This window comes from Curtobacterium sp. MCPF17_021 (assembly GCF_003234605.2).
GTDB lineage: Bacteria > Actinomycetota > Actinomycetes > Actinomycetales > Microbacteriaceae > Curtobacterium > Curtobacterium flaccumfaciens.
Genome location: NZ_CP126252.1, coordinates 3,480,982 through 3,495,037, shown reverse-complemented (window position 1 = coordinate 3,495,037; position 14,056 = coordinate 3,480,982). Strand labels below are relative to the sequence as shown.

Annotated in this window: 11 protein-coding genes; 4 read left to right on the top strand and 7 right to left on the bottom strand. The window is 72.9% G+C overall.

What is annotated here, in order from left to right; translation table 11 throughout:
• Positions 1-74: 74 nt before the first annotated feature.
• On the bottom strand, positions 75-371 hold the full coding sequence (locus tag DEJ29_RS16465; protein WP_071404660.1) for a WXG100 family type VII secretion target: 297 nt from the start codon (positions 369-371) through the stop codon (positions 75-77).
• A gap of 107 nt (positions 372-478) precedes the next feature.
• On the opposite strand from DEJ29_RS16465, the gene DEJ29_RS16460 reads away from it, so the two are divergent.
• On the top strand, positions 479-4,894 hold the full coding sequence (locus DEJ29_RS16460) for an FtsK/SpoIIIE domain-containing protein (RefSeq protein WP_111095931.1): 4,416 nt from the start codon (positions 479-481) through the stop codon (positions 4,892-4,894).
• 93 nt (positions 4,895-4,987) lie between these two features.
• Here the strand turns inward: DEJ29_RS16460 and DEJ29_RS16455 are convergent, their stop codons facing one another.
• The 6 genes from DEJ29_RS16455 to DEJ29_RS16430 all read right to left on the bottom strand — a co-directional run bounded on the left by DEJ29_RS16455 (position 4,988) and on the right by DEJ29_RS16430 (position 9,599).
• Positions 4,988-5,599, bottom strand: a complete 612-nt coding sequence (locus DEJ29_RS16455; protein WP_111095932.1) for an FHA domain-containing protein — start codon at positions 5,597-5,599, stop codon at positions 4,988-4,990.
• Positions 5,599-6,207, bottom strand: coding sequence for a hypothetical protein (locus DEJ29_RS16450; RefSeq protein WP_071404663.1), 609 nt, complete (start codon positions 6,205-6,207; stop codon positions 5,599-5,601). The genes DEJ29_RS16455 and DEJ29_RS16450 overlap by 1 nt, the downstream gene beginning before the upstream one ends.
• A gap of 5 nt (positions 6,208-6,212) precedes the next feature.
• Complete coding sequence (locus DEJ29_RS16445) at positions 6,213-7,052, bottom strand: oxygenase MpaB family protein (RefSeq protein WP_181438282.1); 840 nt, start codon at positions 7,050-7,052, stop codon at positions 6,213-6,215.
• The gene (locus DEJ29_RS16440) at positions 7,049-7,414 is read right to left on the bottom strand and encodes a hypothetical protein (RefSeq protein WP_111095934.1); all 366 of its coding nucleotides are present in this window, start codon (positions 7,412-7,414) and stop codon (positions 7,049-7,051) included. The genes DEJ29_RS16445 and DEJ29_RS16440 overlap by 4 nt, the downstream gene beginning before the upstream one ends.
• A gap of 58 nt (positions 7,415-7,472) precedes the next feature.
• Positions 7,473-7,772 carry a hypothetical protein gene (locus tag DEJ29_RS16435; protein ID WP_111095935.1) on the bottom strand — a complete coding sequence of 100 codons (300 nt, stop codon included), beginning with the start codon at positions 7,770-7,772 and terminating at the stop codon, positions 7,473-7,475.
• A 195-nt stretch (positions 7,773-7,967) separates the two neighbouring features.
• Complete coding sequence (locus DEJ29_RS16430; protein ID WP_111095936.1) at positions 7,968-9,599, bottom strand: RecQ family ATP-dependent DNA helicase; 1,632 nt, start codon at positions 9,597-9,599, stop codon at positions 7,968-7,970.
• Positions 9,600-9,823: 224 nt separating this feature from the next.
• On the opposite strand from DEJ29_RS16430, the gene sucC reads away from it, so the two are divergent.
• From sucC to DEJ29_RS16415, 3 genes are all read left to right on the top strand, one after another.
• Complete coding sequence (gene sucC, locus DEJ29_RS16425; protein WP_111024796.1) at positions 9,824-10,993, top strand: ADP-forming succinate--CoA ligase subunit beta; 1,170 nt, start codon at positions 9,824-9,826, stop codon at positions 10,991-10,993.
• A gap of 11 nt (positions 10,994-11,004) precedes the next feature.
• Positions 11,005-11,892 carry a succinate--CoA ligase subunit alpha gene (gene sucD / locus DEJ29_RS16420; protein WP_071404667.1) on the top strand — a complete coding sequence of 296 codons (888 nt, stop codon included), beginning with the start codon at positions 11,005-11,007 and terminating at the stop codon, positions 11,890-11,892.
• 141 nt (positions 11,893-12,033) lie between these two features.
• A complete protein-coding gene (locus DEJ29_RS16415) occupies positions 12,034-14,052 on the top strand; it encodes a cell division protein PerM (RefSeq protein WP_111095937.1) in 2,019 nt (672 codons plus the stop codon).
• Positions 14,053-14,056: the final 4 nt, after the last annotated feature.

Here is a 14,056-nt window from a genome sequence, read left to right as displayed (position 1 = left end):
GTCAGGACGGCGCCACAGGAACCGCGTCGACCCCGTGCCCCACGCGATCGCGGGGCACGGGGTCGACGACGGTGTCAGCCCTTGAGGCCGGAGGCCAGCGACTCGTCCGTCTCGGACAGGGTCTGCGAGGCCTTGGAGAGGAACGTGGAGAGGCCTTCGAGCCCCTGGACCGTCTGGGTCACGCCACGGTTGAACTCGTCGTAGGACTCGCCGAACGCGACCGACGACTTGTCGGTGACGTAGCCGTCCGAGATGAGCTGCTGGATCTTGCGCTGCAGTGCCGACAGACGGTCTTCGATGTCTGCCTGGCCCGCCTTGAGGTCGGAGGCTGCTGCCTCGAGGTCTGCGTACGAGACGTTGATGTTCGCCACGGTGTGACTCCCTTTCCCCGGAGTTTCGTTTGTCCCCCCAACGGGGCGTGTTGCAGGGGACACTACCATCGTCCTGCGACACGAAGTCAACGCTACGGGGGAATGCCATGACCTTCACGTTCACGATGGTCGACCGCGAGAGCGGCCAGACCGCGAACGTCTACGTCGACGGCGACGACTCCCGGGCGGTGCGCGAGCTGGTGGCCGAGGCCGAGCGCCTCATCGCCACGGACGTCGTCGCCTCCGGCCGGACCCCGGTGTACTTCGTCGGCGAGCAGCCGCTCGACCTCTCGGCGTCGGTCGCCGAGTCGGGCGTCCGCGAAGGCGTGGTGGTGCGCCGGAGCCTCGAGCAGGTGCCGCCGCCGCCGCTCCGCCCGCTGACCGACGCCGAGGTCCGGATCGTGTCCGGGCTGCACGCGGGGACGATCGTGCGGGTGAGCACCGGCACGGTGACGATCGGCACGGCACCGTCCGCGCACGTGCGGGTGCCGGTGAGCACCACGGACGAGGTCGAGGCCGAGGCGTCGGGGTCCGACACGGTGCCGGAGATCGCCCTGCTCGTCACGGTGACCGCCGACGGCGCGAAGGTGCGCCCGGCGAACGGCTTCTCCGGCGCGCTGCTGGACGGCGAGCCGGTCACCGAGGAGACCGACTGGCCCGAGACGGCACAGCTCGCGGTCGGCGGGGTCCTGCTCGGCTTCGGCCGTGCCGCGAACCGCGGTGCCCACCTGTCCCTGGCGGACGACGGCATGTCGCTCGAGTACAACCGGCCGCCGCGCATCCTGCCGCCGGACGAGCACACCCGCTACCAGCTGCCCCCGCCGCCGACCGAGCCGCCGGCCCGTGCACTGCCCATCCTGATGGCGCTGGCGCCGATGGGCATGGCGGTCATGTTCGTGTCGACCACCGGGCGCTGGATCTACCTGCTCATCGCCCTGCTGTCGCCGATCCTGATGATCATCACGGGCCTCCAGGGCCGCCGGCAGGGCAAGAAGACGTACCGGCAACGCGTCGTGGAGTACGAGGACACCAAGGCGCGGATCGAGGCGGACGCGACCGAGAGCCTCCAGTCCGAACGTGCACGCTGGATCGCGAGCGCGCCGGACCCCGCCGCCGTCTACGAGACGGCGGTCACGCCCCTGCCGCGCCTGTGGGAGCGACGCCGGACGGACCCGGACCACCTGCTGGTCCGCGTCGGCACGGCGACGCAGCGCTCCGAGGTCACCATCGAAGACCCGGAGCAGCTGTCCCACAAGCGGACCGTCGCGTGGGACGCGACGGACGTGCCGGTGCGCATCCGCCTGGCCGAGCGCGGCGTGATCGGCATCGCCGGTCCGGACGACGACGCCCGACGACTCGCGAACTGGGTGGTCGCGCAGCTCGCGACGCTGCAGAGCCCGAAGGACGTCACCTTCACGCTGCTCACCGACACCACACGCACGTCGCTGTGGGAGTGGATGTCCTGGCTGCCGCACGTCCGCCGCGACGGTGCGGACCAGCCGATGACGAGCATCGCCTCGAACGCCGCGTCGACCGCGCGGGCGATCGCCGAGCTCGCCGCGATCATCGACGCCCGCAAGGAAGCCGGGATCGGCAAGAAGACCCCGCCGGCCGACGAGATCGTCGTCGTGATGGACGGCGCGCGCCGGCTCCGCGCGATGCCCTCGCTCGTGCAGGTGCTCAAGGAGGGGCCGTCGGTCGGGGTGTTCAGCATCTGCCTCGACCTGGACGAGCGGCTCCTGCCCGAGGAGTGCGACGCCGTGGTGGTCGTCCGCGACGACCGGGTGCGGGTCACCCAGCAGCGCAGTGAGCGCATCGACGACGGACGCCCCGACCTGGTCGACCAGGACTGGCTCGAGTGGGTCGCCCGGTCGCTGTCCCCGATCGTCGACGCCAGCCCGGACGTGCAGGACGGCGCCATCCCGTCGTCCGCCCGACTGCTGGACGTGCTCCAGCTCGAACCGCCGACGTCCGAGGCCGTGCAGGCACGCTGGCTGCTCGGCGGCCGCAGCACCACCGCCGTGGTGGGGGCGTCGATCGACGGGCCGTTCGCGATCGACCTGCGGAACGACGGTCCGCACGGCTTGGTCGCCGGGACCACCGGTTCCGGCAAGTCGGAGCTGCTGCAGACGATCGTGGCGTCCCTCGCCGTGGCGAACCGGCCGGACGAGATGAACTTCGTGCTCGTCGACTACAAGGGCGGCGCGGCCTTCAAGGACTGCGTGGACCTGCCGCACACGGTCGGCATGGTCACCGACCTCGACACGCACCAGGTCGAGCGCGCGCTCGAGTCGCTCGGCGCTGAGCTGCGCACCCGCGAGCACGCCCTGGCTGAGGTCGGTGCGAAGGACCTGGAGGACTACCAGGACCTGCAGGCCAAGCGCGCGGCGAACGGGGACACGATCCCGAGCCTGCCGCGGCTGCTCATCGTCATCGACGAGTTCGCCTCGCTCGCCCGCGAGCTGCCCGACTTCGTCAAGGGCCTGGTGAACATCGCCCAGCGCGGTCGTTCGCTCGGCATCCACCTGATCCTCGCCACGCAGCGACCGGGCGGTGTCGTGTCGCCCGAGATCCGCGCGAACACGAACCTCCGGATCGCGCTGCGCGTCACCGACCAGTCGGAGAGCCAGGACGTCATCGGCGCGAACGACGCCGCGCGGATCGCGAAGTCGACCCCGGGACGCGCCTACGTGCGGCTCGGCGCTGCCTCGCTGCTGCCGTTCCAGTCCGGTCGTGTGGGTGGGCGCCGGCCCGGCTCGGACGACCAGGAGGCCCGCCCCGCCCTGGTCCGCGAGCTCACCTTCGCCTCGTACAGCGATCCAGCCCCCCGCCCGGCCGCCGTCGAGGCCGCGGCCAGCGACGTGGAGGTCACCGACCTGAGCGTCCTCGTCGCGTCGATCGACGACGCCACCCGCGCCCTCGGCACCCCCGAGCAGCGGAAGCCCTGGTTGCCGCCGCTCGGCGAGGTCGTCGGGCTCGACGACGTCGAGGCGACCGGCACCGGTGACCTGGCACCCCTGGCGGTCGCCTGGGGCGTCGAGGACCACCCGGGTGACCAGCGGCAGCGCCCGGCGGTGTTCGACCTCGACGCGGACGGTCACCTGTTCGTCATCGGCTCGCCGCGCTCCGGCCGCAGCCAGACGCTCCGCACGCTGGCCGGCGCGATGGCCCTGCGGCTCGGCGTCGGCGACGTGCACATGTACGGGATCGACTGCGGCAACGGTGCGCTGCTGGCCCTCGGGGCGCTGCCGCACTGCGGTGCCGTGGTGCAGCGGCACGAACCCGACCGGGTCTCGCGGCTGCTCGGCATCCTGCTCCGCACCGTGCAGGAGCGCCAGGCCGCCTTCGCCGCCGGCGGGTACTCGTCGATCGCCGAGCAGCGGACCGACGCGGGCACCGTGCCGATGCCGCACATCGTCGTGTTCCTCGACCAGTGGGAGAGCTTCATGGCGACCCTGGCGGACGCCGAGAACGGTGCGCTGCACGACGCCGTCCAGACCCTGCTGCGCGAGGGCGTCGGCGTCGGCGTGCACCTGGTCGTCTCCGGCGACCGCACCCTGACGTCCGGCCGGATGTCGAGCCAGGTGGAGCGGAAGCTGCTGCTCGCCCTGGCCGACCGTGGCGACTACAACTACGAGGGCATCAACGGCAAGAAGCTGCCGGAGTCGATCCCACCCGGGCGCGGGTTCCGCAACGCCACGGCGACGGAGACCCAGGTCGCCGTGCTGCCCGGCGGACTCGGGGGCCGCGACCAGGCCGCCGCGCTCCGGGGCATCGGTGACGAGGTCCGTGCGCACGTGCCGGCCGACGCCCCGAAGCCGTTCCGCATCGACGTGCTCCCGCGCTCCATCACCTTCGCGGACGCCGTGCGGTACCTGCCGTCGGCCGAGGCATCGGTGGGCCGGGTCGCACTCGGCGTCGGCGGCGACGAGCTCCGGCTGTTCACGCACGACTTCGTGCAGGACACCCCGGTCTTCATCGTCGGCGGCAGCCCCCGCTCGGGCAAGAGCACCGCGCTCGTCGCGATGGCCCGCCACGTGCTGTCGGCGGGTGGGTCGGTCGTCGCGGTGACACCGCGGGAGTCCCCGCTCCGAGCACTCGACGGAGCCCCTCGCGTCACGGTCGTGACCGACGGCGCCATCGGGGCCGAGGGGCTGTCCGCCGCGATCGACACCGGCTCGGACGGCTTCACGCTCGTGCTGGTCGACGACGCCGAGGCCCTGAAGGAGTCGCCGGCCGAACCGGTGTTCCGGGCGATCATGGACTCCGACCGGGGTCGTTCGGTCGGGCTCGTCCTGGCCGGTGACGTCGAGGGCGTGGCGAGTGGGTTCCGCGGCTGGCAGGTCGACGCGAAGAAGGCGCGTCGGGGCATGCTGCTCGCGCCGCTCAGCACCGTCGACGGCGACCTGATCGGCACGAAGCTGTCGAAGAGCCTCGTCACCCAGGACCGCGTCGCGGGTCGGGCGCTGCTGAACGACGCCGACCAGGCGCTCCGACTCGTGCAGGTACCGGCGGGCGACTAGCGCCGGCCGCGGGGCGCCGGCCGCGGGGGCGTCGGCCGCGGGGTCGCAGCCCGCAGCCTGCGCACCCCGGAGCCGGCCCGGTCCGGGGCCTGCTCAGCCCAGCGGCGTCTCGCTGACGAGTCCGACGGCGGGTTCGGCGCGGAGCGTGTGCCCGCCGAACACCACGGTGTCGCCGGGCTGCACGGTCGTGCGTTGGGACGGCACGAGCATCGCCGCGGGGAACCCCGGGCGCTGCAGCTCGACGCCGTTCGCCGAAGCGGTGTCGAGCACCCAGAGGGAGCCCTCGGCGCCGAACCCGAACTCCAGGTGGGTGCGGCTGAGCAGCCGCTCCGGGTCCTCCAGGGCGATCATGTGGGCGTGTCCGCCGTCCGGGTGGGCGCTCGCGGGGTCACGGCCGATCAGCCCTCCACCCGACACGGTCACCCGCTGGGTGCCGTCGAGGACGAGCACGGCAGCCGCCGTCTGGCGGGCGGGGGCGGCGTCACGACGGGCGGTGGTGCCGCCGGACGAGCCGAGCGGTCGGCCGGGCATCTGCGCCACGGTCGCCCGGACCCGGTCGGCACTCGCACGCGGAGCCGGGGGCGGTGTGGTGACCGACCGGGCGAGCTCGCCGCGCTGCGCCATCTGTGCCAGGTCACGCTCGCCGACCCGTTCGACGACGGGTTCGACGACCTTGCGCTTCTTCCGGAACGGCCAGAGGCGCATCAGGACGCCTCGCTGCCGACCGCGGCGGAGTCGATGAGCTCGAAGGTGTCGGTCACGGTCTCGAACAGTTCGTACAGGGGCTCGGCCAGGTCGGTCGCGGGCGACGAGACGCTGACCAGGGCGACCTGGTCGCCGGCCGGCACGAACGTCTGCATGAGCACGACGTCGAACGACCCGCGGCCGTCCGGTGCCTGCACCGTCGAGACGCCCCAGACGCGCGGCACCCGGCCGACGCGAGGGACCTCGTGCACGTCGACGTGCATGCCGTCGTCGTCACCGCCGAGTGCGGCGACGTGGTCGGTGAGCGCGGCGAGCGGGTCGCCGCCGGCCTCGGGCGCGGGCAGGACCGTCACGGTGAGGGCACCGGAGACGATGCCGTCCTCGCTCGGCTCGGCGAACGCGGCGCAGTACCGCGCGCCGCTGTCCCACGCCGAGCGGGCGAACCGGCGGAGCACCCGGACGATCTCGGTGCGGTGGTCCCACAGTTCCCGGTGGTCCTCGATGCGTTCCTGCACGAGGGCGCTGATCCGGTCGTCGCGGCGTTCCGGTTCGACCGGGAGCTCGAACCAGGACCGCGGGACCGTGATGGCGAAGTGGTCGACCGACATGCCCGCTACCGTACCGTGGCGTGTCGCGCAGCGGTCCGCCGCATCGCCCGCAGCAGCAGCGGCCCCGGCAGCCGCAGCAGGGCCCCCGGCACCAGCGCCCGCACCCCGGCCACCACCCGGACGGTGCGCCGGAAGCGCCGTTCCTCCCGCGGCCCCCACGCGAAGCCGTACGCCGTGCGCACCCGTTCCGGCAGCATCCCCACGGTCACGATGCGGACGAGGGGCATCGCCGCCCGCACCCACAGCGGCGCGAACCGCGGGTGCAGCAGGTCACGGACGACCCCACGGGCGTCGTCGGTGACCTCGAGCCCCTCCAGTGTCCGCTGCCAGTACCGGTCGAACGCCGCCACCGAGGTCGGCCAACGCTCCGGCGGCACCCGCAGCGCGGTCGCGATCGGGGCGTAGGCGGCGAGGACCTGCTCGGCTCGGGCCGGGGAGACGCGTGTGCCGAACAGGTCGTGCGCCCGGCGGGCGGAGTCGAACAGGGTCGCGGCCACCCAGAGCTGCCGGTCGACGTCGTCGGCGCCGGCGACGGGCCGGTGCGGACGGTTGACGAAGCCCGCTGCGGTCGCCGAGTCGGTGTCGGTGCCGATGACGACGGCGTAGACGAACATCAGGGTGTGGGCGAGCCGCTGCTGGGGTCGCCGGGCGAAGTCCGAGTGCCGCCGGACACCGGCCGCGACGACCGGGTCGGCGATCTGCAGCAGGATGGCGCGGCCGCCCGCGGCCACGGGGGTGCTGTCGGCGAGGAACCGACGCAGGTGACGGTCGTGGACGCGACCAGCAGGCGGACGGGAGGCACGGTGCGGGTCGTGTGTCGCGCCTCCAGGCCGTGGGGTGGTCACGCCGCACCCCGTCGGCGTCGCGCCTGCAGGACGGGCCACAGGTCCGCGGCGATCGCCGCCAGGAGCGCGACGGCGCCGACGACCAGGGCGACCAGTGCGGACGAGGCGTCGACGGGTGCGTCACCGGTCAGGGCGAGGACCGTCGCGACGAGCCAGATCGCGGGGAGTGGCCAGAGGCGGGTCGGTGATCCGGTGACGACCGCACCGACGACGCCGACGACGAGGAGCGGGACCCAGCGGCCACCGGGTTCCGAGCGGGCGGCGAGGTGCGCCGATGCGGCGACCAGCAGCATCACCGCGACCGCCAGCAGCCGCGCTGCCGAGGGCAGGCTGCGGACGCTGGCACGGACTCGTCGGAACACGGCCCGATGCTACCGAGCCGTGTTCCGGAGGAGCCGGGGCAGAGCGGTTGCTCGGCGGTCAGAGCGGCTTCGTGCCGAGGTCGTTGCCGAGGTCGGCGCGGTCCTCGTCCTGCTCGTTCTCGTGCTCCCACAGGTCGGGCGAACCCTCGCGCGGGGACCCGCCGGTCGGGCCGTCGTCGGAGCCGTCACCGGGCTGCGGCTCCACCGTCTCACCGGCGACCGCGTCGTTGGTCACCGTCTGGAGGGACTCCTCGGCCTCGTCCACCTCGTACGGGCCGACGTGCTCGCGGTCGATGTCGTCGTCACGGCGCTGCTGTGCGTCGAAGCCGTCGACGGGGCTGATGCCGGGGTCGCTCATGGTGGTTCCTTTCCGTTGGGGGGTTCCTGCCTACCCGTCCGCGCTTGGCGGGTGTCCGGTTTCGTGTCGTGTTCACCCGGGCGTCACCTTCCGGTCACACCGTCCCGGCAGCATCGCCGATGCTCGGGGGAGTGGAGCGCGGTCGCCGACGGGTGGTCGAGCGACCGCGCCTTCCCCGCCCGGGTCGGCGTCCGGTCAGACGCGTTCGAGCAGGTCGCGTTCCTCGACGTCGGCGAGTGCGAGGGTGCGGTAGCCGGCGGACTCGAAGAACACGGTGATGCGGTCCTCTTCGGTGCTCATCACGACGCCGGTACCCCATGCGGCGTGTTCGACGCGGGCATCCGGCGGCCAGGCATCGTCGTTGGAGCCGTCGGCCACGTGCGCGGCGGCCTCACGCGCGGTGCCCGACGAACAGGTGTCGCAGTTGCCGCACGGCTCCGGCAGCTCGTCGCCGAAGTAGCCGAGCAGGAACTGCCGCCGGCACCCGGTCGTCTCGGCGAGCTGGCGCATCATCGCGATCCGGGACTCCTCGACCCGTTCCCGTTCCGCCGCCCGGTCGGCGGTGGCACGGGCCGCGTGGTCCGCGTCCTGCGGGCCGTCCGGCACCCGGGCCACCCCGTCGACGTCGTCGCGCAGGGCGCCGGCGTCGACCAGGGCGTTGAGGGCACGACCGGCGGTGCGCGCCGACAGGCCGGAGGCCTCGACCAGTGCGGAGCGGGCGATCGAGCCCCTGGCCGGCACCGCGTCGAACACGGCCCGGACCGAGGCGGGCCGCGGCGACCCCGACGCGAAGAAGGTGCGCAGGCCGAAGTCCTCGGCGCGGTAGTGCAGGGTGGCGCCGGCGGGTTCGGCGTCACGCCCCGCCCGCCCGATCTCCTGGTAGTAGGCATCGATCGACTCGGGGACGTCGGCGTGCACGACGTACCGGACGTCGGGCTTGTCGATGCCCATGCCGAACGCGCTCGTCGCGACCACCACGTCGACGTCGCCGTCCAGGAACCCGGTGTGGACGGCCTCGCGTTCCGACACCCGCATCCCCGCGTGGTAGGGCTGGGCGCGACGACCACGGGCAGCGAGGGCGTCGGCGTACTCCGTCGTGGCTGCTCGGGTGGCGACGTAGACCACGGTCGGCCCGTCGCGCTCGGCGACCTGGTCGACCACCGCCGCCCGCTTCTCGGCGTCCTCGGCGTGCCGGACGACCTCGAGCCGGATGCCGGGGCGGTCGAAGCCCGAGGCGAGCACGAACGGGTCGCGCATGCCGAGCCGCTGGACGACGTCCTCCCGCACCGGACCGGATCCGGTCGCGGTCAGCGCCAGCACCGGCGGACGGCCGAGGCGCTCCGCGACCTCGCCGAGCGCCAGGTAGTCCGGTCGGAAGTCGTGGCCCCACGACGAGATGCAGTGCGCCTCGTCGACGGCGACCAGCGCGACGCCGGCAGCCCGGAGCCGCTCGAGCACGTCGTCCTTCACGAGCTGTTCGGGTGCCAGGAACACGTACCCGACCTCGCCCGCTGCGACGGCGTCCCACGCATCGGCGACGTCCCGTGCCCTCTTCGTGGCGTTCAGCGCGACGGCGCGGGGTGCGTCGGGATGGTGCTCGAGCCCGACGACCTGGTCCTCCTGCAGCGCGACGAGCGGGGAGACGACCACGACCAGACCGTCCAGCCCGAGGCCGGCGACCTGGTAGATCGCGGACTTCCCCGATCCGGTGGGCATGACCGCGAGTGCGTCGCGGCCGTCGAGCACGGCGTCGATGACCGACTCCTGGTCGGGGCGGAGCGTCCAGCCGAAGACCTCGGTGGCGCGGGTACGGAGTTCGGGGTGCACCGATCCACAGTGCCGAGCGCCAGCTTGGGGCCGGTCCCAGCGGTGCGCGCAGCGGCTCATGCGCGTCGGAGCGGACCCGGGCCTGGCATCCGTGCACCGGCCGTCCACCGAGCAGCGCTAGGCTGCGTGGCGGCCGTTGTCTCGACATCGAGCGACCCTCGATGTGGAGTGCGCGACCGGGAAACCGATGCCGATCGCACGAACCGTGCGGGAAGAAGAACAGCGTGGATCTTTTCGAGTATCAGGCCAGGGACCTCTTCGAGTCCTACGGCGTCCCCGTGTTGCAGGGGATCATCGCCGACACCCCCGAGCAGGCGAAGGCGGCGGCCGAGAAGATCGGTGGCGTCGTGGTCGTCAAGGCGCAGGTGAAGGTCGGCGGTCGCGGCAAGGCCGGCGGCGTGAAGGTCGCGAAGACCCCGGACGAGGCGTTCGAGCACGCGCAGGCCATCCTCGGCCTCGACATCAAGGGCCACACCGTCCAGCGCGTCATGGTCGCCCAGGGTGCCGACATCGCCGAGGAGTTCTACTTCTCCGTGCTGCTCGACCGGGCCAACCGCTCCTACCTCTCGCTCACCAGCGTCGAGGGTGGCATGGAGATCGAGCAGCTCGCCGTCGAGAAGCCCGAGGCGCTCGCCCGGGTCGAGGTCGACCCGCTGACGGGCATCGACAAGGCCGCCGCGCTCGAGATCGCTCGGCAGGCGAACTTCCCGTCGGAGCTGCAGGACGCCGTCGCCGACGTCTTCGTCAAGCTCTACGACGTCTACAAGGGCGAGGACGCGACCCTCGTCGAGGTGAACCCCCTCGTCCGCACCGGCGACGGCCAGATCCTGGCACTCGACGGCAAGGTCTCGCTCGACGAGAACGCCGACTTCCGCCACGAGGGCCACAAGGACCTCGAGGACACCGCCAGCGAGGACCCGCTCGAGGCCAAGGCGAAGGCCCACGGGCTGAACTACGTCAAGCTCGACGGCCAGGTCGGCGTCATCGGCAACGGCGCGGGGCTCGTCATGTCGACGCTCGACGTCGTCGCCTACGCCGGTGAGCGCCACGGCGGCGTGAAGCCCGCCAACTTCCTCGACATCGGCGGCGGCGCCTCGGCCGAGGTCATGGCCAACGGCCTCGACGTCATCCTCGGCGACCCGCAGGTGAAGAGCGTCTTCGTGAACGTCTTCGGCGGCATCACCGCGTGCGACGCCGTCGCGAACGGCATCGTCGCCGCGCTCGGCATCCTCGGCGACGCGGCCACCAAGCCGCTCGTCGTGCGCCTCGACGGCAACAACGTGGAAGAGGGTCGTCGGATCCTGGCGGAGGCAGCGCACCCGCTCGTCACCGTCGCCGCGACCATGGACGATGCGGCCGAGAAGGCCGCCGAACTCGCCGCCGCAGCGGCCTGAAGGGACTGACCATGTCGATCTTCCTCAACAAGGACTCCAAGGTCATCGTCCAGGGCATCACCGGTGGCGAGGGCACGAAGCACACCGCCCTGATGCTCAAGGCCGGCACGAACGTCGTCGGCGGCGTGAACGCCCGCAAGGCCGGCACCACCGTCACCCACGGCGACGTGTCGCTGCCGGTCTTCGGCTCGGTGCGCGAGGCCATCGACACCACCGGTGCCGACGTCTCGATCGTCTTCGTCCCGCCGGCGTTCGCGAAGGACGCGGTCATGGAAGCCATCGACGCCGAGATCCCGCTCGTCGTCGTCATCACCGAGGGCATCCCCGTACAGGACTCGGCCGAGTTCTGGGCGCACGCAAAGGCGAAGGGCGGCACGACCCGGATCATCGGGCCGAACTGCCCCGGCATCATCACCCCGGGGGAGTCCCTCGTCGGCATCACCCCGGCGACGATCACCGGCAAGGGCCCGATCGGGCTCGTCTCGAAGTCCGGCACCCTGACCTACCAGATGATGTACGAGCTCCGCGACCTGGGCTTCTCGACCGCCATCGGCATCGGCGGCGACCCGGTCATCGGCACCACGCACATCGACGCGCTCGCCGCGTTCGAGGCCGACCCCGAGACCGAGGCCATCGTGATGATCGGTGAGATCGGTGGCGACGCCGAAGAGCGTGCGGCCGAGTTCATCAAGGCGCACGTCACGAAGCCGGTCGTCGGCTACGTCGCGGGCTTCACCGCTCCCGAGGGCAAGACGATGGGCCACGCCGGCGCGATCGTGTCCGGTTCGGCCGGGACCGCCGAGGCGAAGAAGCAGGCGCTCGAGGCCGCCGGCGTCAAGGTCGGCAAGACACCGTCCGAGACCGCCGCGCTGCTGCGCGAGGTCGTCGCCGCTCGCTAGCGGCCAGCCCGTTCCGCAAAACACCGGTGTTCGTCGGTTGAACCGCGTCCTGCGCGTGTTCGTCCTGCGAACACCGGTGTTTTGCGTCGGCAGCCGCGCGGCTCCGGGGCGGCCGCGCGAGGGGCACGTATCCTCGCTGCGATGAACCGCCTGGGAACCGCTCTGCTCGCCGCGATCGAGGCGGTCGTGACGGTCGGCGTCGGCATCGGGATCGCCCTCGTGCCCCTGACGCTGCTTTGGGGGTTCGAGTACGGTCTGCAGGTCGACTGGGACGTGTTCTGGAAGGCCACCGGCAGCGTCTGGCTCGTCGGGCACGGCGTCGACGTCTCGTTCCTGCTCGGGTCCGCACTCGCCAAGAGCACCGGGGTCAGCGGCGCAGTCGACCCCATCCACGTGACCCTGGCAGCCCTCGGGTTCGCGGTCGTGACGGCCTGGCTCGGCGCACGCGCCGGGCGTCGGTTCGCGGAGACCGAACACCGCACCACCGGGCTGCTGGTCGGGACCGCAGTCGTCGCGCTCCTCGGTCTGGCCGTCGCACTGTCGTCGACCTCGGCTGCCACCCGCCCCACGCTCTGGCAGGCCGTGGTGCTGCCGGCGCTCTGGTTCGGGGTCCCCGCACTCGCCGCCTCCGAGGTCTGTCGTCGTCGGCGTGACCTGCCCGCCGATGCCGGCACCCAGCGGGTCATCGACCTGGTCGACCGCATCCCCGCCGTCTGGCGGACCGTGACCGGGTTCGGCCTGCGCGCCGGGACCGCCGCGACCGCCGTGGTCGTCGGGGTTGCCGCGGTGCTGGTCGGCCTGCTCCTCTTCACCTCGTTCGCCGAGGTCATCACCCTGTACGAGCAGTCGCACGCCGGGGTCATCGGCGGCGTCGCACTCACCGTCGGGCAGCTCGCGTTCCTGCCGGACTTCGTCGGGTGGGCCACCTCGTGGCTGATCGGCCCCGGGTTCGCGATCGGCACCGGGTCGAGCGTGTCCCCGATCGCCACGACCCTGGGCCCGATCCCGGGCCTGCCGGTCTTCGGCGCGCTGCCGACCTCTGGTCACACGTTCGGGCTCGTCTGGATCCTCGTGCCGGTCATCGCCGGGTTCGCGATCGGAGGCTCGATGCGGCCGCGGTTGGTGCGGGCCCTGGGCGCCGCCGACTCCGCGCTGCACCGTGCGCTCGGCGGTGTCGTCGCGGGACTCGTGGCCGGGGTGCTCACGGGGCTCATCGCCTGGGTGTCCTCCGGTTCGTTCGGCCCCGGCCGCCTGGCCGACGTCGGTCCGCACGCCCTCGCGGTCGGCGGGTTCGCCGCACTCGAGATCGGCCTGCCGGCGATCATCGCGCTCGCCGCGGGCAGTGACCTGGTCCGGCTGCCGGACCGCGGATGGACGCGAGAGCGCTGGACCGAGGCCGACGAACCCGACGATGCCCCCGACACGGCGCGCGCCGGGGCCGACGTCGGCGAGGGGTCCCTGCTCGCCGCGCTCGACCAGGCCGGTGCCGGGCGCACCACCGACGTGCACCGCTTCGTGGTCGAGGAGTCCCACGACGGGTCGACCGCTGCACGGCCCCGTGCGACGACCGAACACGTGACCGAGCCGGTCAGCAGCGAGCCCGCCTCCGCGCCCGCACGACCCGCCTCCGCACCCGCGCCCGTCGCACCGCGTGCCGGCGACACCGACCACGACGTCGAGCTCCCCGACTGGGCGAAGACCGATGCGGTGGCCGCCGACCGCCTGGCTGCTGAGCCCGAACCGGAGCGCCGCGGTGCCGGACGAGCAGCCCTGGGTGGCCTCCGCGACCGCCTGGCCGGTGCGGCCGAAGGGGTCCGGGGACGAGCCGGTGCACTCCGCGACCGCGTGACCGGCTCCGACGCCGAGCCGGAGCAGCCCAGCCCCGAGCGGCCCGCAGCCCAGGCAGCCGCGTCCACACCCGCACCCACCCCGGTGCCGACCGACGCCCAGCCGGCGTTCCCGTGGAGCACCGAGGAGTTCGTGGCCGGCCGCGACGACGTCGACGAGACGGCCGAGGCGGACCGCGTGGACGTCGCGCCCGACACCCGAGCGCCCGCCTCGAAGCCGGCGGAGCCGTCCCGCCCGGCGAAGTGGGACGTCACCGACCAGATCCCCGAGGACGAGCTGCCCTGGTGGCGGCAGCCGAAGGACGACCGGTAACAGC

Coding starts and splice junctions, on each gene's coding strand:
- sucD (WP_071404667.1), top strand. CDS start 11,005: ATGTCGATCTTCCTCAACAAGGACTCCAAGGTCATCGTCCAGGGCATC.
- DEJ29_RS16435 (WP_111095935.1), bottom strand. CDS start 7,772: ATGAGCGACCCCGGCATCAGCCCCGTCGACGGCTTCGACGCACAGCAG.
- DEJ29_RS16455 (WP_111095932.1), bottom strand. CDS start 5,599: ATGCGCCTCTGGCCGTTCCGGAAGAAGCGCAAGGTCGTCGAACCCGTC.
- DEJ29_RS16415 (WP_111095937.1), top strand. CDS start 12,034: ATGAACCGCCTGGGAACCGCTCTGCTCGCCGCGATCGAGGCGGTCGTG.
- DEJ29_RS16460 (WP_111095931.1), top strand. CDS start 479: ATGACCTTCACGTTCACGATGGTCGACCGCGAGAGCGGCCAGACCGCG.
- DEJ29_RS16450 (WP_071404663.1), bottom strand. CDS start 6,207: ATGTCGGTCGACCACTTCGCCATCACGGTCCCGCGGTCCTGGTTCGAG.